This window comes from Tenacibaculum ascidiaceicola, from assembly GCF_047470925.1.
Classification (GTDB): Bacteria; Bacteroidota; Bacteroidia; order Flavobacteriales; family Flavobacteriaceae; genus Polaribacter; species Polaribacter discolor.
Genome location: NZ_JAZKJP010000005.1, coordinates 256,856 through 277,329 on the forward strand (window position 1 = coordinate 256,856; position 20,474 = coordinate 277,329).

20 protein-coding genes are annotated in these 20,474 nt (G+C 31.6%); 7 read left to right on the forward strand and 13 right to left on the reverse strand.

Annotation, left to right across the window (positions count from 1 at the left end):
• Positions 1–8 precede the first annotated feature (8 nt).
• From speB to VBY68_RS05650, 5 genes are read left to right on the forward strand one after another with little or no spacing between them, the layout of a single operon-like run.
• Entirely contained in the window at positions 9–947 is a 939-nt protein-coding gene (gene speB, locus VBY68_RS05630) for an agmatinase (RefSeq protein WP_099216031.1), read from the forward strand.
• A 1-nt stretch (position 948) separates the two neighbouring features.
• A complete protein-coding gene (locus VBY68_RS05635) occupies positions 949–1,728 on the forward strand; it encodes an RMD1 family protein (protein ID WP_121146029.1) in 780 nt (259 codons plus the stop codon).
• A gap of 12 nt (positions 1,729–1,740) precedes the next feature.
• Positions 1,741–2,709 (forward strand): deoxyhypusine synthase family protein, encoded by a 969-nt coding sequence (locus tag VBY68_RS05640; RefSeq protein ID WP_415269155.1) that lies wholly within the window; start codon positions 1,741–1,743, stop codon positions 2,707–2,709.
• A gap of 4 nt (positions 2,710–2,713) precedes the next feature.
• The gene (locus VBY68_RS05645; protein ID WP_099216028.1) at positions 2,714–2,995 is read left to right on the forward strand and encodes a hypothetical protein; all 282 of its coding nucleotides are present in this window, start codon (positions 2,714–2,716) and stop codon (positions 2,993–2,995) included.
• A gap of 21 nt (positions 2,996–3,016) precedes the next feature.
• Positions 3,017–3,277 (forward strand): hypothetical protein, encoded by a 261-nt coding sequence (locus VBY68_RS05650; protein WP_099216027.1) that lies wholly within the window; start codon positions 3,017–3,019, stop codon positions 3,275–3,277.
• Positions 3,278–3,316: 39 nt separating this feature from the next.
• On the opposite strand, the gene VBY68_RS05655 is transcribed toward VBY68_RS05650, so the two are convergent.
• The 9 genes from VBY68_RS05655 to VBY68_RS05695 all read right to left on the reverse strand — a co-directional run bounded on the left by VBY68_RS05655 (position 3,317) and on the right by VBY68_RS05695 (position 8,789).
• Positions 3,317–3,742, reverse strand: coding sequence for a tellurite resistance TerB family protein (locus tag VBY68_RS05655; RefSeq protein ID WP_121146030.1), 426 nt, complete (start codon positions 3,740–3,742; stop codon positions 3,317–3,319).
• 2 nt (positions 3,743–3,744) lie between these two features.
• Positions 3,745–4,074 (reverse strand): hypothetical protein, encoded by a 330-nt coding sequence (locus tag VBY68_RS05660; RefSeq protein ID WP_415269156.1) that lies wholly within the window; start codon positions 4,072–4,074, stop codon positions 3,745–3,747.
• Between the two features lie 470 nt (positions 4,075–4,544).
• Positions 4,545–4,817: a hypothetical protein gene (locus VBY68_RS05665; protein ID WP_415269157.1), complete on the reverse strand. Its 273-nt coding sequence runs from the start codon at positions 4,815–4,817 to the stop codon at positions 4,545–4,547.
• A 2-nt stretch (positions 4,818–4,819) separates the two neighbouring features.
• Complete coding sequence (locus tag VBY68_RS05670; protein WP_099216023.1) at positions 4,820–5,095, reverse strand: ATP-dependent Clp protease adaptor ClpS; 276 nt, start codon at positions 5,093–5,095, stop codon at positions 4,820–4,822.
• Positions 5,096–5,100: 5 nt separating this feature from the next.
• Entirely contained in the window at positions 5,101–5,934 is an 834-nt protein-coding gene (gene prmA / locus VBY68_RS05675; protein WP_099216022.1) for a 50S ribosomal protein L11 methyltransferase, read from the reverse strand.
• Positions 5,934–6,692 carry a triose-phosphate isomerase gene (gene tpiA, locus VBY68_RS05680; RefSeq protein WP_415269158.1) on the reverse strand — a complete coding sequence of 253 codons (759 nt, stop codon included), beginning with the start codon at positions 6,690–6,692 and terminating at the stop codon, positions 5,934–5,936. The genes prmA and tpiA overlap by 1 nt, the downstream gene beginning before the upstream one ends.
• A gap of 41 nt (positions 6,693–6,733) precedes the next feature.
• Positions 6,734–7,228 carry a TlpA family protein disulfide reductase gene (locus VBY68_RS05685; protein ID WP_415269159.1) on the reverse strand — a complete coding sequence of 165 codons (495 nt, stop codon included), beginning with the start codon at positions 7,226–7,228 and terminating at the stop codon, positions 6,734–6,736.
• A gap of 1 nt (position 7,229) precedes the next feature.
• Positions 7,230–7,712, reverse strand: coding sequence for a TlpA family protein disulfide reductase (locus tag VBY68_RS05690; RefSeq protein WP_415269160.1), 483 nt, complete (start codon positions 7,710–7,712; stop codon positions 7,230–7,232).
• Entirely contained in the window at positions 7,713–8,789 is a 1,077-nt protein-coding gene (locus VBY68_RS05695) for an ABC transporter permease (RefSeq protein WP_415269161.1), read from the reverse strand. It abuts the gene before it with no gap.
• Between the two features lie 63 nt (positions 8,790–8,852).
• Here VBY68_RS05695 and pyrF point away from each other — a divergent pair, with 63 nt between their 5' ends.
• Positions 8,853–9,665: an orotidine-5'-phosphate decarboxylase gene (pyrF, locus tag VBY68_RS05700; RefSeq protein WP_415269162.1), complete on the forward strand. Its 813-nt coding sequence runs from the start codon at positions 8,853–8,855 to the stop codon at positions 9,663–9,665.
• A gap of 108 nt (positions 9,666–9,773) precedes the next feature.
• On the opposite strand, the gene VBY68_RS05705 is transcribed toward pyrF, so the two are convergent.
• The 4 genes from VBY68_RS05705 to VBY68_RS05720 form a co-directional block, all read right to left on the reverse strand.
• Complete coding sequence (locus VBY68_RS05705) at positions 9,774–11,438, reverse strand: RagB/SusD family nutrient uptake outer membrane protein (RefSeq protein WP_415269163.1); 1,665 nt, start codon at positions 11,436–11,438, stop codon at positions 9,774–9,776.
• A 12-nt stretch (positions 11,439–11,450) separates the two neighbouring features.
• Entirely contained in the window at positions 11,451–14,564 is a 3,114-nt protein-coding gene (locus VBY68_RS05710) for a SusC/RagA family TonB-linked outer membrane protein (RefSeq protein WP_415269164.1), read from the reverse strand.
• Between the two features lie 429 nt (positions 14,565–14,993).
• The gene (locus VBY68_RS05715; RefSeq protein ID WP_415269165.1) at positions 14,994–16,193 is read right to left on the reverse strand and encodes a RagB/SusD family nutrient uptake outer membrane protein; all 1,200 of its coding nucleotides are present in this window, start codon (positions 16,191–16,193) and stop codon (positions 14,994–14,996) included.
• An 8-nt stretch (positions 16,194–16,201) separates the two neighbouring features.
• Positions 16,202–19,276 (reverse strand): SusC/RagA family TonB-linked outer membrane protein, encoded by a 3,075-nt coding sequence (locus VBY68_RS05720; protein ID WP_415269166.1) that lies wholly within the window; start codon positions 19,274–19,276, stop codon positions 16,202–16,204.
• A 393-nt stretch (positions 19,277–19,669) separates the two neighbouring features.
• On the opposite strand from VBY68_RS05720, the gene VBY68_RS05725 reads away from it, so the two are divergent.
• On the forward strand, positions 19,670–20,440 hold the full coding sequence (locus VBY68_RS05725) for a LytR/AlgR family response regulator transcription factor (protein ID WP_415269167.1): 771 nt from the start codon (positions 19,670–19,672) through the stop codon (positions 20,438–20,440).
• The last annotated feature ends 34 nt before the right edge of the window (positions 20,441–20,474 follow it).

The window sequence follows — 20,474 nt, forward strand, 5'->3', positions numbered from 1 at the left end:
ATATCAAAATGAAAAAAAGAAATTACGCAGGAATACCTGACCAATACGCAAAACTAGAAAACGCGAAAGTAGTACTTATACCTGTTCCTTACGATGGAACTAGTACTTGGCAAAAAGGAGCTGATAAAGGACCAGAAGCATTTTTAGATGCTTCTGAAAACATGGAGTTATACGATATAGAAACTGATAGTGAAGTATACAAAGAAGGTGTTTATTTAGCTGATGCTGTTACTGAAGATTCTTCTCCTGAAGCTATGGTAGAAGCTGTACATGCAACAACAAAAAAATTCATCAATAAAAATAAGTTTGTAACTCTTTTTGGTGGAGAACATTCAATTTCAATAGGAACAATTCGTGCTTTTAACGAATGTTTTAACAACCTTACTGTTTTACATATTGATGCACATGCCGATTTACGTAAAGAATATGAAGGTAGCTCTTGCAATCATGCTTGTGCTGTATACGAAGCGAGTCAAAATACCAATTTAGTACAAGTAGGTATTCGCAGTATGGACATATCAGAAAAGTCTTCTATGAATATGGATAAAGTCTTTTTTGCACACGATATGGCTGTAAATGAATACTGGATGGATGAAGTTATTGATCAATTAACTGGTAATGTTTTTATCACATTTGATTTAGATGCTATAGATCCTTCGTTATTACCAAGTACTGGAACACCTGAACCAGGAGGATTATTTTACTATGAAACTCTAGAGTTTTTAAAGAGAGTGTTTACTGAAAGAAACGTAGTTGGTTTTGATATTGTAGAGTTATGCCCTAACGAGAATGAGAAATCTTCAGACTTTTTAGCAGCTAAATTATACTATAAAATGTTAAGCTATAAATTTTCTTCTACTATGGAAGACGAAGAAGATTATGGTGATGATGATAGTTCACCGTTTAACAAATTAGCAAAGTTTAAAAACGACGACGACGATTATTAAAATGCATTTACAATCAGTTGCATATCATCTTGAAAAACGAATAGCACTAAGTGCTATTCGCTCACAGTTTGAATCATATGAATTAATAAAAAGAGAGCATTCTTTTTTATTATATAAAATTACTGACAACTCATACATCTATGTAAAAGATTATGGAAGTGTTGTTTTTATGAACTGTACGGACAATTTAATTAATCAAATTGTTAGTTTTTTAATCAATAAAGAAAGTTCAAACGTCAACAACTTGCCCTCAGAAAAATACAACATCACTTTTTCTGATACCATAGAAGTTGATTTTGGAACTATTCAAATTAAAAATTTAAACGATGATGTGGCACATATTATCATGCTCAACCTAGCACAATCTGTAGCATTGATGAATTATGTAAATAAAACATCTGATTTACACGATAAAACATTAGTGTATTCGAAGCAATTAGAAAAAACTGGAAGTTTTAAACTTTCTAAAATTCAAATGCGGAAATTTATTGGTAAAACCATGAATTTAAAGAACAACATTGCTGAAAACCTATTTGTTTTTGACTCGCCAGATGTTGCTTGGAATAATAAAGACTTGTCTAATTTAGATTATAAGTTGAAAGATGAATTAGACATTATAAAACGTCACCAAGGAATAGAAAATAGTTTAAACGTAATTAAAGAAAATTTAGATTTATTCAATGATATACTACAGCATAAATACAGTAGCATGCTAGAATGGATTATCATAATCCTCATTCTTTTTGAAGTAGTACAAGTAATTGTTGAAAAATCAATTTAACAAAATAAAAAAATGAACAAACCTATAACCAATTTTATAGAAAAATACTTTTTACACTTTAACGCGGCTGCATTAGTAGATGCTGCCAAAGGGTATGAAGCACAACTAGAACAAGGCTCTAAAATGTTAGTGTCATTAGCAGGAGCTATGAGTACAGCTGAGTTAGGTAAAATTTTCGCTGAAATGATTCGTCAAGATAAAGTACATATCATTTCTTGTACTGGAGCAAATCTTGAAGAAGATATTATGAACCTAGTTGCTCACTCACATTACAAAAGAGTATCAAACTATCGTGATTTAACACCACAAGAAGAATGGGACTTATTATTAAAAGGATTAAACCGTGTTACCGATACTTGCATTCCTGAAGAGGAGGCTTTTAGACGTTTACAAAAACATATTTTTAAAATTTGGAAAGATGCAGAAGAAGCTGGTGAACGTTATCTTCCACATGAATTTATGTACAAGCTTTTATTATCAGGAGTTTTAGAAGAGTATTATGAAATCGACTTGAAAGATTCATGGATGTATGCTGCTGCAGAAAAGAATTTACCAATTGTTGTTCCTGGATGGGAAGACAGCACAATGGGAAATATTTTTGCTTCTTATGTAGTAAAAGGAGAATTAAAAGCTTCTACTATGAAATCAGGTATTGAATATATGACTTTCTTAGCTGATTGGTATACTGAAAACTCAAAAAACGGAATTGGGTTTTTCCAAATTGGGGGTGGAATCGCTGGAGATTTCCCTATTTGTGTAGTACCAATGTTGTATCAAGATTTAGAGAGAGAAGACACTCCTTTCTGGAGTTATTTCTGTCAAATTTCAGATTCAACTACAAGCTACGGATCATATTCAGGAGCTGTTCCTAATGAAAAGATTACATGGGGTAAATTAGATATTGATACTCCAAAGTTTATTATAGAAAGTGATGCAACAATTGTTGCTCCATTAATATTTGCTTATTTATTAAAAATGTAACCTTATGAAAAGAGTTATTGTAGACTATGCTAAATTAACTACTGATATTTTAGATTTATTAGTAGAAAGGTATCCTGATGGATATGATCATTCTGATATTATTTCCTTTAAAAATAGTAAAGGAGAAACAGTAAAAGCTGTAGAAGTAAATACTGAAGACACGCTTTTTTTAGTGAAAATAAGTTCTCAGTTACAACAATCTATGGAAGATCATGAAACTGACGATGAAGATAACGATGATACTTTTGATGAGATCGAAATAACTGGTGATTTTGATAATGAATAAATAGTAAACCGTATTTAAACCATGGCTTATTATAACTCACAACAAACGGTTACATTAGTCGGCGTTTATCAAGGATACACAAACGGCTATTATGTTTTTGAATTAGAAAATGGAGATATTATTGACTTTGAACAAATCAATAAAAAGAATCTTGAACATTTAGATTTAAAGTCTTCATCTCTAAAAAATAAAAGTTTTGAAATTACGTATAAAGAAATTTTTGATGATGTAGATGATGAAGATCTTGTAATTTTTAAATTAGAAAACTTACAACCACTTTAAAAAACAAATCCCATTCTAAAGAGAATGGGATTTTACTTTTTATAATATACTTAGTATCGATTTATACTGATCTAAATCTATCTTACCACTAAAAACCTTTGTGGTTTTAGAGATTATCTCTTCTGCTCTTTCTTGTGAAAAACCAAGCTGAATAGCATATCTCAAAATTAATTTTAACTCAGCCTCATCTATTTCATGATCTGAATAAATTATTTTAAATAAATCTAGTAAACGCTCTAACCTATCATCAGTTTTTGCTTGCGGCACTACTGGATATTTTTTCGAGTTTTCAACTATTTCTTTGTACTCTGCTTCCGTAATGTCTAATTTTCTAGCAAAACGATTCACTAATTTTTCTTCATCTTCATTTAAATCGCCATCAATAATAGCAAGATTAACAATAGCACTAAAGTGAGCTACATTATTTCTATGCTTACTTGACTCGTATAAATCTACAATACTCATAATTATTCTATTTTTTTTATTGATTGTAAAACAGGGGTTTCAATTTCATCGTCTGATACCTTATAATCGTACGTGATTTCAAATTTCTGTTCTACAAATTTATCATCTTTTAAGTTATAAATTTTTAATATTTTCTCTGATATAGTTTCAAAAGTAATTACATCTTCGTCTCCCTCTTCGTCTTCAAACGAAAAAGTATAACCATACTCATCATAACCTTGAAAAACTGCTGCAGTTTTTATAGGGTCTATAAGTTTCCTTTGTTTAATTGTAAAAGCCAAACCTGCCCCGATAAATAATACAAAAACTGTTTTTATAATTGTACTTTTCATTTTCTTTAAAATTTTAATTAATAAACCTTTGTCTTGGATATTAACCACAACAAGTCCAAGTTTCTTTTAGCAAAAACCAGCTTTTAGTTATGCTCGTGGTATCTAAAGAAAATGATGCTACATAGGCTTTCGTTATTACTGTTTCACCTATATAAAGATACATTATTTTTTACTCATTTTTACACGGTGTAAATTATTTTTAGTTAAAAAAACTCAATAAAAAAGACCTTAAACTTACGCTTAAGGCCTTTTCGTCTAACCAAACTTAGTATAAAAACTAACTACTACTATTTTTAATCCTTTAAAAACTTCTCTTTGTAAGCTTTAAGCAGAAAAGAGAAGTTTTGTATTTAAAGGGTAATATTTTTAATGAAATTGTATTCTTTTCTTTTGCCTACACTATTATGACACCATTATTTTTAATTGGTCACCTAAAAACATAAAAAAAACTCAAAAAAGTTTTTGAGTTTTTAATACAAGTATTTTCTAAGTACTATTCTGTGTTCTGGTATAGATTTATCGTAGTTTTCAACCAACAATTCTAATATTTCTGGAGGTTCTTTTCCTATACCCTTTTTTGAGCTGTATTTTGATACGTACAAATTAAATTGTGAATCTTTTTTTTCAAAAATTAAAAAATGCTCTTTGTTAAGTTCCGAAAAGCTTATTTCATTTTCTTGAAACGTTCCTGAGCTATCTTTAAAAAATTCTGAAAATTCGTAATACCTAAAAATGTTCTCCATTCTTACACTATCTCTGCTGATAAACCTAACTCTAATAACCTAGAGCATCTTGGTTCTAAATCTTTATACTCTCCTGTCTTAACTGAGCATTTCCCTTTATAATGCACTAAAATAGTACATTGTTCTGCTTGCTCTAATGTATGATCACATACGGTTACAAGACTATCAATTACAAAATCAAAGGTATTTACATCATCGTTATGTAAAACAATTTCATGCTTTCTTGTTTCATTTAATAAAACATCAAGCTCTTCTTGAATTTTTTCTATCGTACTCATTTGTTTTATTTTTGATACTGCAAAGCTACCCAATTATTTCTTTTTATGGTATCTTTTAATGTTAAACTGTACTTAGACACCTCATTATCAATCACTGGAATATCTTCACTATAAAATCCGCTTAATAATAAAACTCCTTTTTCAGTTAAACAATTTGTATACGTTTGCATATCATTTAGTAAAATATTACGATTGATATTTGCTATTATAACATCATACTTTTTTCCTTCTAAAAGTGACGCATCTCCTTCATAAACTGAAATATGCTTACAGTTATTTCTTTCTACATTTTCTAATGAGTTTTCGTAACACCAAGCATCAATATCAATAGCATCAATAGGCTGTGCTCCTTTCATTTCAGCAAAAATTGCTAAAATCCCTGTTCCACATCCCATGTCTAAAACTTTTTTATCAGTTACATCTAAATTAATTAAATGTTGCACCATCATGTGTGTAGTTTCATGATGCCCTGTACCAAAACTCATTTTTGGTTCAATAACAATATCGTATGGCAAATTCGGGTTCTCATGAAACGGAGCTCTTATACTTACCAAGTCATCTACTTGAATAGGATTGAAATTCTTTTCCCATTCCGCATTCCAATTAGTTTGTTCTATTTCTTTATGCTCGTATTGAATTGAAAACTCTTCTGATTTCAACACAAAAACATCTTCTAAAATAGTTTCGCTCCAATCATCTTTTTGAATATACGCTACTACCCCTTTTTCGTTTTCAACAAAACTTTCAAACCCTAAAGACCCCAATTCAGCTATTAAAATTTCTGTAGTTGGTTCTTTTGGTGTTACTTCAAAAGTATATTCTATATAAATATTATCCATTAAATTGATTTAATTATTGCTGCAAAATCTTCAGCTTTTAATGCTGCTCCACCTATTAAACCTCCATCTACATCTGGCTTAGAAAAAATTTCTTTAGCATTTACAGGCTTTACACTTCCTCCGTATAAAATTGAAATAGCATTGGCTGTTTCTACTCCATACTTTTTTGTTAAAAGCTCTCTTACAAAAGCATGTATTTCTTGCGCTTGCTCAGGTGAAGCTGTTTCTCCTGTACCAATTGCCCAAACTGGTTCATATGCTAAAATAATATTTTTAAAATCAGCTTCTTGAAGATGAAACAACGCTTTTTTAAGTTGGTTTTCAACTACTTTAAAGTGATTTCCAGACTTTCTATCTTCTAACAATTCTCCAAAACAAAAAATAACTTCTAATTTGTTTTCTAAAGCAGCATCTACCTTTTGAGCTAATAACTCATCAGTTTCACCAAAATATTCTCTACGTTCAGAGTGTCCTAAAATTACTATGTTAACTCCTAAATTCGTTAACATATCTGCAGAAACCTCTCCTGTATACGCTCCACTTTTAGATTGATGCATGTTTTGTGCGGCAACCTCTACAACCGAATCTTCAGTGTTTTTAACTGCTGATTCTAGGTTTACAAAACTAGGAGCAATTATTACTCTAGTACCATCTTCTAAACCAGCTTGTACTTCTTTCTTTATTCCCTCGATTAATTCTTTTGCTTCATCAAGGTTTTTATTCATCTTCCAGTTACCTGCAACTATTTTTTGTCTCACGTGTATTATTTTTTCTGGTTATTGATTTTGTGTTTGCAAAATTACATTTTTTCTAGGCTTTGACGAATTAATTTATCTGTGGCTTTTGTTGCATCAAAAACAATTATTTTTCCATTTTCGTCTATAACTAAAAATCTTGGTATCCAATCTAAACCTAAAAACTTACCAAACTTGCCTTCCCATCCTGATTCTATAAAATAATGTTCTCCTTTTATATTTAGGCGTTCAATACCATTTTTCCAATCAGTCTTATTTCTATCTAAGGATAAAAAAATATATGTAGCTCCTGCGTAATCTTCTTGTACCTTCTGTACTTCAGGAATACTTTTTAAACAGTCTGGACACCAAGAAGCCCAAATATCTATTAATATCTTACTTCCTTTGTATTTTTCTAAGATTTTACTGAATGAAACCTCTTCTCCTTCTAAAGAAGTAAAAACATCCTCTAACGCTTCTGTAGAGAAATGACCTGGAGCTTCATTTGAACAACCAAATAAGGTTAATCCAATAAAAGCTACTATTATTATCTTTTTCATGTTATTGTACTTTGTTTTGGAGCTTATCTGACACTTTAGATGATTTATACACTCTAATTTTTCCTTCTTCATCGATAATCAAAAATCGTGGAATTGTTTTTAGTTTTAAAAACTCACCAAGTGTTCCTTTTCCTTTATTTTGGATGTAATAGTGTTGACCTTTTACAGGAATACTTTCTAAACCTCTTTTCCAATCATGATATGAATGATCTACTGATAGAAAAATATACGCAAGCTCTGGATTTTTCTTCTGAAAGTTGAGTACGTCTTTAAAACTACGTTGACTGTAAGGACAGTAAGTTGCAAATATTTGTACAAATATCTTTTTTCCTTTATTTTTCTCTAAAACTTCTTTGAATAAAATTGGTTTTCTATCTAAAGTCAGTAATTCTTCATTTAGAGGTTCAAACGTAAATTCTTTTGGTTGAAATACAGCACAACTTGATAAAAAAACTATGGTAATCAATAAAAAAAATGTTCTCATCTATCGTAATCTTATTCGAGGATCTAACCAACTATATAATATATCTACTAAAATATTTATGATTATAAATAATGTAGCAACTACTAAAACAGCTCCCATAATTACTGGTAAATCAAGCGTGTTTAACGAGTTTACTATTTCTTTTCCTAATCCGTTCCAATTAAAAATATACTCTACAAAAACTGCTCCAGCCAGCATCGAAGCAAACCACCCTGATATTGCTGTTATTACTGGGTTTAATGAGTTTTTCAACGCATGTTTTTTTATTACTTGATACATTGTTAGTCCTTTTGCTTTTGCTGTTCGAATGTAATCTTGACTTAAGGTTTCTAACAACGAATTACGCATTAACTGTATAACTACTGCAAGCGGACGAATTCCCAGTACTATTGCTGGTAATATTAAATTTTTCCATTGAATATGCATTCCTTCACCAAAATCATCAACTTCATACAAACTTCCCGTCATTTCTAAATGTGTATATTTATTCAACACAAACCCAAAAAACCAAGCAAACAATATAGCTGAGAAAAAAGAAGGTATACTCATTCCCAAAGTACTTACGACAGCTATAAGTCTATCAAAAAAAGTGTCTTTAAATAAGGCTGAAAATATTCCTAATACAATCCCTAAAAACAGTGCTATTGTTATTGCTACTATAGCTAAAATTGCAGTATTTGGTAAGGTCTCTTTAATTACTTCAGAAACATTTTTACCATTCTTTTGGAAAGATTGACGCAAATACGGAGTTTTCATGACCACCTCTTTATTCCCTAAAGAAAATAATGATTGAGCATTGTATTTTCCTTCAGATAAAAAAGTATAGTTCTCTTTGTTTTTACTATGGAACGATAATGGTGATACATCATTCAAATAATATAAGTATTGTGTAAACACAGGTTTATCAAACCCATATTTCTTTCGTATATTTTGTAATTGCTCAGTATCTTCTCGTTGATCTAACATCATACGAGCAGGATCTCCTGGTAAGATATTAAACAATAAAAAAATTACTGTTACCACCCCAAACAGTGTTAAGAATCCGTAAAAAATTTTGTTGATGATATATTGAAACATATGTAACAAAGATAACAGAAACTACTAAATTTATGTACTTTTGCCTAACTTTTACAACAACACATGACAACACAACAACTTGTATCTGAAATCCAAAAAAAGAAATCATTTTTATGCATTGGGTTAGATGTTGATTTAGACAAAATTCCAGCACATTTACTTCTAGAGGAAGATCCTATTTTTGCCTTTAACAAAGCTATTATTGATGCTACACATCATCTTTGTGTAGCCTATAAGCCTAACACTGCTTTTTATGAAGCATATGGTATTAAAGGATGGAAATCTCTTGAAAAAACGATTAATTACTTAAACGAAAAACATCCTGAAATTTTCACAATTGCTGATGCTAAACGTGGTGATATTGGTAACACCTCAACTATGTATGCAAAAGCTTTTTTTGAAGATTTAGCTTTTGATTCAGTAACTGTTGCCCCGTATATGGGTAAAGATTCTGTGGAGCCTTTTTTAGCTTTTGAAGATAAACACACCATTATGTTAGCGTTAACTTCTAACCAAGGTGCCTTTGATTTTCAAACAAAAACAGTTGATGGTAAAGAGTTATACAAACAGGTTATTGAAACTTCTAAATCTTGGAAAAATTCTCAAAACCTAATGTATGTCGTGGGAGCTACCAAGGCTGAATATTTAGCTGACATCAGAAAGATTATTCCTGAAAGCTTTTTATTAGTTCCTGGCGTTGGTGCCCAAGGAGGAAATCTAGAAGAAGTTTGCAAATATGGAATGACTGATACTGTAGGGCTATTAATTAATTCTTCTCGTGGAATTATTTATGCTTCTAACAAAGAAAACTTCTCTCAAGCTGCTGCTGAAAAAGCTAGAGAATTACAACAACAAATGGAAACCATTCTAAAATAAAAGAAAGCCAAGGTTAATGATTCCTTGGCTTATAATTAATTTAAATAACTACATTAAATGAAAACAAAAATTTAATGTAATTAGCTTCTTATTCTATTCACAACTCTTTTAATTTTGATCACTTGGTGTTATGTTTGGATTTGCATTAATTTCTGCTTGAGGAATTTTAAAAATCCAATCATTATTTAAAGAAGGTTTTTCTATCTGATAAGCTCCCTGATAAAGTACCGCTGAAGCTCCTGAACCTCCATTAACTCCATGGTCTATCCCTTCATCCCAGCGGATTTTATCTGTGTATCCAAACCCTTCTCCCCATAATTCTACCCCTCTTTGAAACTTAATATGATCCATTAAAGATTCTTGTGTATTATAAACCGTTACATCATAAGCACTATCACGCTCTTCACCTAATGGTTTTAAAGCGTTTTGTGCTCCTGTAATATCGTTCATCATTGCTTTCGCTTCAGCTTCAATTAAATACATTTCTGAGGCACGCATATAAATTATATCATCAGGATCAATAGATCCAGGATTCTTATTCTTCAATTTAAAATGCATATAAGGATGCTGGTTAAAGCTATTCGTAATACCATACTCTGAATTTATTTCTGCTCTTCTGGCATTATAAGCATCTAAATCACTTGCATAATTAGGGTCTCTTGGCAATCCAGTATCTGAATCAAGCCCTCCTTCATTATTTGCTGCAGAAAAATTCGTATTAGGTGCATCAATTATGAATACATCTTTTCTATAATCTGTATCAGGAATTGCATCAACCAACCTTCTGTCAGCTATTTTTGGATTATTTCTAATTTGACTTCCATTAAAAGTATTACTAGCTAGATAAAAGTATGAGCGGAAAAATGTTGTTTCTGTTTGAATAACATTACTTCCCCAAATAACTTCCGAAAGATCATTTGAATTAAACCCTGCCTTCCATTCTGACTCATTCATTAACGGATAATTTTGACGTGCGGCCACAGCAGCATCAGCAGCTGTTTGCCAATCTCCTTTAGAAAGAGCCCATCTAGCTTTTAATCCATAAGCTACATCTATATTCAACTGAGATTTTACTTCTGGTCCTCCTGATGGTCTTGTAGCTCCATTTTCAAAAGCACTAATAGCAGCGTCTAAATCTAGCTCTATTTGATTATAAATCTCTTCAACTGTTGATCTTGGTTCGCTAGTAAACGGTGACTCTGAAGAAAAAAGTAAAGGCACGCCTGGATCACTACTAGGATTACCTATTAAATACCCTCTAGCATAATGCTGCACCAAAGATAAATATGCATAAGCTCTATACGTATAAGCTTGCCCTAAAATTGAATTTAATGTCGGGGTTTCTGTTAAGTTTCCTTCTAGAATACCATTAATCAACAAATTTGCATGTAGAATAATATTATATCGATGATACCATAATAATTCGTTCGTTAGTGATGTTGGTTGAGTATGTGAATTCCACTGCATTTCAGTTCTCCAACCTAAATTATTAGAATTAGCACTATGAATTAGTCCTCCAGATAAATTATCTCCCAATGGAACCCAATAGTGATTGCCTGCTCTCCAAGAATCACCTCCTGGGAATATTGTTTGTGACTGAGAGTATAAACCTCTATGTACTCCATCAAGAACTAATTGCATATTTGTTTCGTTCGCTAACGCATCAGATGCAGAAATAGCATCTGTTGGGGTTCTTTCAAGAAAGTCATCTTTACAAGATGTTATCAAAATAAGGATAACAGCTATTGATAAGTATTTTAATTTATTTAACATAATGATTTTTTTTTAGAATGAAACATTAATACCAAAAGAAATAATTCTTGGTGGAGAGAAGTCATCACCAGATGGCGTTCCTGCTAAATTATACTGAGGATCTAATCCTTTTCTCTTACTTTTTAAGAATAAATTTTCTCCTGATAAATTGAATCTTATATTATCCATTTTAAGTGATTCAACAACCTTTTTATCTAATGTATAACCTATGTTGACATTTTTTAATGCCCAAAAAGAAGCATCTGTTAAAAACCTGTCTGATTGAGTTCTAACCAAATCAGGATTTCCGTTTTCCAATCTTGGAACATTTGTTATATCTCCAGGTTGTTTCCAGGCATTCAATATATCTGGATGTAAAGATCTTCCATAACTACCACTATGCATCATTGATGAATATGCGTTATCCAATACTTTTCCTCCTACACCATAAGTTACTAAAAAATCAAAAGTGATATCTTTGTATGTAATCTTACTTAAAACTGAACCTAAAAGATCAGGTACTGAAGAGTCTCCTGTATATGCTCTTTCTGTATCCTGCCAATCATTTGTTGTTTCATGATTTCCATTCGCATCTAAGACAGGAACACTTTCTCCATTTTCATCTTGCTCATACATATAGAATAACTGATCTCCATTATCAGGATCTACACCAGCAGTTCTTAATAGAAAGTAATCAAATCTTGACCTACCTTCAGCCCAACGTTTTGATCCATTTATAAACGGGTCTGGTAACTTTGTTATCTCATTTTTAAATGTAGAAGCCTGTAGTGTTAAATCCCACTTAAAATTCTCTTTGTTGAAAAGATGAGTTGTTAAGCCCAGCTCCCAACCAGAGTTAAACATATCACCTGCATTTACTGGAACTTCATTTAACCCATTACTTGGCGCAATTGGTAAGAGGTAAAGTAAATCTGTTGAATTTTTCTTATAATATTCAATAGAACCATCTAAAAAATTATCGAACAAGGCAAACTCTAGTGCTACATCAAAGTTCTCTATGGTCTCCCATTGTAAATTCGCATTCCCTATATCTGTAAAAATAATTGCTGGATTGGCTGCATTGGATGTAATTGAAAATCGAGCTTGTGAAAGATAAGAATCTAGCAAATCATCATTTCCTACTTCCCCATAAGATGCTCTTAATTTTAATCTATTTATGAAAGAGACATCTTTCATAAAATTTTCTTGGTCAATACGCCAAGAAGCCCCTACGGAATAAAAAGTACCCCATCTTTTATCCATATCAAACACAGATGACCCATCACGTCGAACAGAACCGCTTAGATAATATTTATTATCATAATTGTAGTTAGCTCTAAAAAAGTACCCTTCAATTGCCTTATCAAAAGTTGCTCCATCCAAATCTACAATATTTGAAAAGTTAGCAAATTCAAAAATTCCATTAGCTGCTTGTATTGTAGCAAGTCCTTCAATATTAGAGATAGACCTTTCAAAGCTCTCATGTCCTGCAAGTAAGTCTAAATTGTGACTACCAAAACTTTTAACATAAGTTAAAACTTGATTAAAGTTTTCTACTTCTCTTCTTCCTCTATCTTCACTCAGTCTTCCATCTGGTTGAGCATCTCCAATAATTGCGTTTTCATATTCTCTTTCAAATAGTTCGTTAATATCTCTACCGTAAGTTACTTTTAAATTAAGCCCTTTTAAAAGCTTTATATCTCCATAAAACCTAAATCCATAAGTATTGTCCTTATCGCTTTCATTATTAAGTAACAATTCTTGAAGTGCGTGACGTCCTTGGTTAGTTGGTCTGGAACCTATATTGTACTCCGGGAAACCTTCACCTGAGTCAAAAACTGGATTTCCAAATTCGTCTCTTACAATATTCCCTTGCAAATCATTTACATATACTGGGTAAACTGACCCCATACCCAATGCAAAACTAAACGGATTAACAATACTTCCTGTTCCTGCAGAACTAGGTCCTCTTGCTTCTGTAAGAGCAATGTTAGCACTTCCTCCTATTTTTATACTTTCACTCACATCAAAATCAGCATTCAATCTTGCTGTTATACGCTCAAAACCTGAAGTAACTACATAACTCTCCTCATCCAAATATGAAGCTGAAAAAAACACTGTATGATCTTCACCTCCTGCTGATATACCTATATTATAGTTATTTCTAAACCCTGTTTGTTGTAATTCATCAAACCAATCAAGGCTCTTATATATAACTCTCGCATTAGGATTTAACTTACCATCTACTCCAACAATTTCATCGTTTGGTACATTAAATGGGTTATAACCTAATTGGTTATAAATATTTGCACTAGCAAATGCTGGATCTCCTCCTCCAGCACTAGAGTTTTTTAGAGCTTCCCACATTACCTCATAGTACTGACCAGGTGACACCTGATCGTATGTGCGGACTCCATTTGCTACAACTCCAGATTGAGCTGTGAGATTGACTTTTACTTCTCCTTTTTTTCCTTTCTTGGTCGTAATAATTACAACTCCATTAGCTGCTCTGGAACCATATAATGATGTAGAAGATGCGTCTTTAAGCACAGTAAAAGACTCTATGTCTTCTTGATTTATTGTATTTAACTCACCTTCATATTGAATACCATCAACTATAAATAATGGATCAGTATCTCCATTTAATGTACCTACACCACGAATTACAATATCTGGTGATGCACCTGGGCCTGCTGCTGATGTGAATTGAACTCCAGTTGCACGACCTTCAATAGCTGCGATAGGTGATGTTACATTACGTGTAGCTAAATCTTTAACTCCTAAAACACTTGCTGAACCTGTAAATGCTTCTTTAGTTGTAGTACCATAAGCTACAACTACTACTTCATCTAACAAGTTAGCATCTTCCTCCATTTTAATGTTTAAAACAGAAATAGTTCTAACTATTCTTTCAACAGTTTTGAGCCCCACAAAGCTAAAAACAAGTATATCCCCTTGATTTACTTTTATGGTATATTTACCATCAAAATCTGTTTCAACACCTCGATCAGTACCTTTAATAACAATACTAACACCTGGCAATGCCCCCGTTTGGTCGGTTACAGTTCCAGTAACCGTTTTTTCTTGTGCTAAAATTGACATACTCATAAATATGAACATTAGCAACAGGTAGTTTTTTAATTTCATAAATTAAATCTTTTAGACTTAAAACTCTTATAACAAGAGCCTTAAAATTGATACCTCATAAAATTAACAAAACATTAAAAACAATATTAAAAAAACACTATTTTAACATAAAAAAAGTTAAATAATCAACAAAAAAACACTGAAACAAGAAATAAACAACAAAAAAAACATTAATTAAACAATAATTAATGCTCTAAAAGAAGAAAGTCAAGGTTAATGACTCCTTGACTTATATAATTAATTCAAATAATTACACCAATGAAAACAAAGTTGGTATAAGTTGCAACAAATTTATGAAGCTTAACTCTTCGTTTTTACAACTTTGATTTGAACTACCTTTTTTTTGAATTGAGAAACAATTTCTTTAATATGAAAAGGGCTGAGTTTTGAAACTCAGCCCTTTCTTTTTAGGGGAATATCTAAATCAAACTACTTTAACAATGGATTTGAATCCACGGCTCTTGTAGGGTAAGGTAAAATATAAGAAGTTTTTCCTTCTAATTTTAAATCTTGCCATCTAGTCCACTCAAAAGACATTTCTAAGCGTCTTTCTTCTGCTAATGTTAAAGAAGATTTTCTTGCTGCTTGTAATTCATCTAATCTAGCTGTATTTCCTGCTTCAGCAGATATTAAATACATCTCTGCTATTCTAGAAACTAATAAATCAGAATTCTCTTCAGTCTTATACTTCTTTGAATATATGTAACCTCCGTTATCTTCTTTACCATCAAAATCAAATAAGATTTTTCGAGTATCTTCTCCTTTAACTAGAGCTGTTAAATCATCTGCTGCTGCAAAACAGTTCCATGTTCTAGCTTCAGGGCTCATAATCCATCCCCACAAACCTACTGTTTCTGCTTTATTTCCTTTATACATAAAGATTACTTCTGGATCTCTTTCTAAAGGGTTTGCCGCTAAAGAAAATTTACCTGATGCAATCAACTCTTCAGCCTCTATTCCTGCTGCTGCTATGTTACCTTGTACTCTGTAAACTCTTGCTAAAAGGGCAGATGCTGCTTCTTTTGTAGGAGTCTTTTGGCTTTCTAATAAACTTAGTCCGTTAAAACTTACACAGTTTTCCTTTGCATATTTTAAATCTTCAACGATAAAATTTAATACATCCTCTTTTGAAGATGGTGCAATAGGTGTTCTATCATAATTTTCATCAACTAAAGGAACCCTTTCAAACATATCATATAACCTCAAGTAACTTAAAGCTCTATTATAACGTGCTGCTCCTTTTTGTGCTTCATTTGCAGAAGGCACTTTTAAAATAGTGTTAGCTCTATCAATACCCGCATAATAATCTGCATAAAAATAACTTAATAAAATGTCTCCAGCTGGCACTTTATTTTCATAAAAATTCTGCACTTGAAACCATTGAAATTTAACGGGTTTATAGTTGTCTCCCATAATTTCAGTATTCATGATAGCAAAATATCCATACTGATTAGGGTGTCTCATTTTTTTATACAGTCCTGTTAATAACTTATCTACATCTTCTGTCGCTAAATTTGCATTTGCATTAAGAGCTTCTTCTGAAGGTATATCCAACTGGTCACTACAAGATATTGTTAATATCGAGAATATCCCTATAAAAAGTATTTTTGAAATTTTTTTAATCATCATCTTTTTTATTAAAATTTAACATTTAACCCTACTAAGAACGATTTAACGTTAGGGATACCACCTAAATCTACACCAGATTGAATTTTACTTCCATCAGTTCTGTCTTGGCTACCTTGTGCTGTTTGATCTACGTAACTTACTTCTGGATCACCTCCAGAATACTTAGTAAATGTAAATGGGTTTCTTACTTGAGCATAAAGTCTTAAGCTTTTTATAAACTTCACATCTGAATCTTTTAAGAAATCAAAGTTATACCCTAAAGTAATATCTGAAATTCTTAAATAATCTGCATCTTCTAAATATCTACTAGATCTTTGAGTGTTCCAAGCAGAAATTTCTGAAGATAAATGCGGTCTTGGATTAGATGCATTTGTATTTGTAGGTGTCCAATAGTCTAACATTTCTGTTAACATATTTTCAGAATAAGATGGCGCTCCAACAGCTCCTCCATTTAAACCGTCCTCTTTAAAAGCAGCATATACTTTTTTACCTATAGAGTATTGACCACTAATTCCTAAATCAAACCCTTTGTATTCAATGGATGTATTAAAACCTCCATATATAGGAGCAATCCCTCCTTCAAATACTTTTTTATCCTCATCAGTAATTTTACCATCTCCATTTTGATCTACATAAATCATATCACCAGCAGCAACAGTTTGTCCATCAGCTCCGTCTGCATCTTTATAAGTGTACTCTTCTGAAGCTACCCCTGCTGATTCTAATATAAAGAATGAACCTAAAGGACTTCCTTCTTTAACTATTGAAACGAAACCTGTTGTATATTGCCCTGTTTCAGACCCTACTTTTAACACCTCATTATCGTTGTATGAAAAGTTAGCTCCAAAATTCCATTTGAAATTTTCTTTTTCAATAATTCTTGCGTTAATATTAGCTTCAAAACCTTTATTTGAAATATTTCCTACATTAGCTAACATAGTTCTAAATCCACTTTCTTGCGGTACATTAACTCTACTTAAAAGATCTTGAGTTTCTTTCTGGTAATAATCTAAGTTAACATCAATTCTATTAAATAATGTAATATCTAATCCTAAGTTTAAGGCTTCACCTTTTTCCCACTTTAAGTTAGGGTTAAAAATAGTAGTAGCAGCTAAACCTGGTGCTTGATCATAGTTTTCTCCTGAACCAATTAAACTTTGTCCTGACGAGTACGAAATACCTGTTTGGTTACCTGTATACCCAAAAGATGCTCTTGCTTTTAACTCACTTATAGCAGGTATATTAAAGAACTTTTCATTAGAAATTGTCCAACCAATAGATGCCGCTGGGAAACTACCCCATCTGTTTTCTTCAGTAAACTTCGAAGACCCATCGTATCTTGTTGACACCATAAAGTGATACTTAGAATCCCAAGATAATTGTAATCTTGTAAAGTAAGACTCTAATGCCATTGATCTATAAAGGCTTTCCCCTCTATTTATTTCTCCTGCCGAAACCAGCCAATTCAAATCACTTGATGGAAAATTTTCTCCTGCCACATAAGCACTTTCATAATCCCATTGTTGGAATGAGTGCCCCCCTAATAATGTTAATTTTAACTTATCGTTAGCAAACCTATCTGTATAAGTTACTGTATTTTCAATTAAATAATCTCTATTATTGTCTGTACTATATAAACCATACCCTGTAGGTACTGCATCCCCATTTAACCCCCTTCTTGTATTAGGAGCATCATATCTATTGTATCTATTACTTCTAATATTACCACTAAAAGATGAGCGCCATACTACACTTTCAATAGGAGTTACGTCAAAGAATAATGTACCTCCTAAGTTTTGCCACTTATCAGTCACTTGTCTTTCGAAAGCAAATAATGGATTTGAAAAGTTATGAACAGCAATATTACCCTCAGTATCGTAAGGACTAACATCTGGTCTTGCTCCTAACGCATTTGAATAAGGTTGGTATGTACTATTATCATCAGCAAAAGGAGTTGCTTCAGAGAATGAGAAGAAAGAGTTAACTCCAAACTTTACATAATCATTCATCTTTTGTTCTACATTTAACTTTATACGTCCTATCTTATAATTATCCTTTTTAATAATTCCTTCTTGATCAAATAAAGATGCAGATAAATAAGCTCTTGTGTTTTCTCCTCCTCCAGCTACACTAAATTGATATCTTTTAACTGTAGCATTATCTCTTAATACCAACTTCAACCAATCAGTATTATAAGGGCTACTCGGTAATGGAGTTAAAATTGTTGGATCTTTTGGTCCAGCTAAAGCTCCAGAAGCAATATCTTGCTCATAGTTTACTCTTGCTGCATCTAACACCTGCTTGTATTGCTCAGCGTTTAACAAACTAGGTTTTTTTATTATATTTTGAAAACCATAAGAAGTATTGAAAGATACTGATAGATCTTGTTGATATCCCCCTCTATTTGTTTGAATTAAAACAACACCATTTGAAGCTCTAGACCCATAAATTGCTGTTGAAGCTGCATCTTTTAAAATACTGATACTTTTAATATCTTCAGGAGAAATACCTGACATATCTTCTTGAGGAACACCATCAATAATATATAATGCATTGTTTGATGCACTTAAAGAACCATTCCCTCTAATACTAATTTGAGTTGCATCACCTGCTCTACCACCTGTACTTACAATTTGTAAACCAGAAGTTTTACCTTGTAAAGCCTGTGTTACATTAGCAACTGGTTTATCTTGTAATTGTTCTACACCTATAGTTGCTACTGACCCTGTTAAATCTTTCTTAGAAGTTGATCCATACCCAACAATAACTATCTCTTCTAATAAGTTAGCATCTTCTTGCATTAAAACATTAAGTTCTGATCCAGCACCAACTGCTTTTTCAGTCACTTGCATTCCTACAAAACTAAACACTAAAATATCTCCTTCTTTTGCATTTAATGAGTACTTTCCATCAAAGTCAGTCTCTGTACCTGTGGTCGTACCCTTTAAAATTACATTTACACCTGGTAATGGACCTGAACTATCAGACACCACTCCGGTGATTTTTTTCTCCTGTGCACTAACATTTAGCAAAAAGCTAAAAAAGAATAATACACAGATTACATTTTTAAAATGTAGATTCATAAATTATTAAATTTTTATTAATTAACAGTTGTAAATCTAAAGGCTATAAGTTTTTGATAGGAGTCATTTGAAGCTAACAACCTTTAATTTGATGTGAAAAAACAATTTTAAGAAGCCAATAACGAATACTAAATCCAGCATAAATTCTTAATTAATGTTAATTTTTTTAAAACATCATTATTTCTTTCTTGTTTGAAAGTTTTCTTCATTATTTTTGCCGCATAAATCAACTAATTATTAACAACGTAGTCTCCTTCAACTACCTTTTAATAGTTACCAGCTTAACTTTAACGAAAAACTATAATTTTAATAAATTTTTAACTACAATTAACATGTATTGAGTTAGGGAGTTCCCTTACTCATCTGTTATAGCTGTTGGAAAACGAAATGTAAATGAAAGTATCAATTTTAATTGTTGACAATGAAAAAATTGCTCGATCTAGATTTAAAAAACTAGTAAGTGATTATAGTTTTATAGAGATTGTAGGTGAATGTTCAGATGGTTTAGACGCTATTAAAAAAATAAACAATCTATCCCCTGATGTTGTTTATCTTGACACCAAGATCAATAATATGACTGGATTTGATATTATTGAAAAGATAACCTTAGCAAAAAAACCTATTTTTATCTTCACTGCCTCTTCTAACGAGCATGCTGTAAAAGCCTTTGATTATTTTGCTTTTGACTACCTTTTAAAACCCCTAGAAGAAGATAGATTTTATTCTTCTATTAAAAAGGTAATAGATTATAAAAAAATAGAAAAACTTTCTAGTTTAGATAACATCTTAGATCTTGTAAAAGAGAAAACTCCAATTGAAATTCCTGTAAAAGGAACTAAGATTAATATTAAATCTGGGAACAAAATAATTTTCTTAGAACGAAACAATATCAAGTATATATCTGCCTCAGGTTATTATGTAGAAATTTTTACTACAGACAACAAAAAGTATTTACTACGTGAATCTTTATCAAGTATAATTAAAAGATTAAACTCTAATCTTTTTGTTAGAATCCATAGATCTACTATAATCAATTCTAATTTTATTGATGAGATTATCACTTCCAATTATGGTGAAACAGATGTAAAAATTAACGATAATAAAACTTTTAGAGTAAGCAAGAGTTATAAAAAAGATTTCCAAGAACTAATGGGAGTTAAATAATAACTCTTTACTTTTCTGAATCCTTATTTTTGCT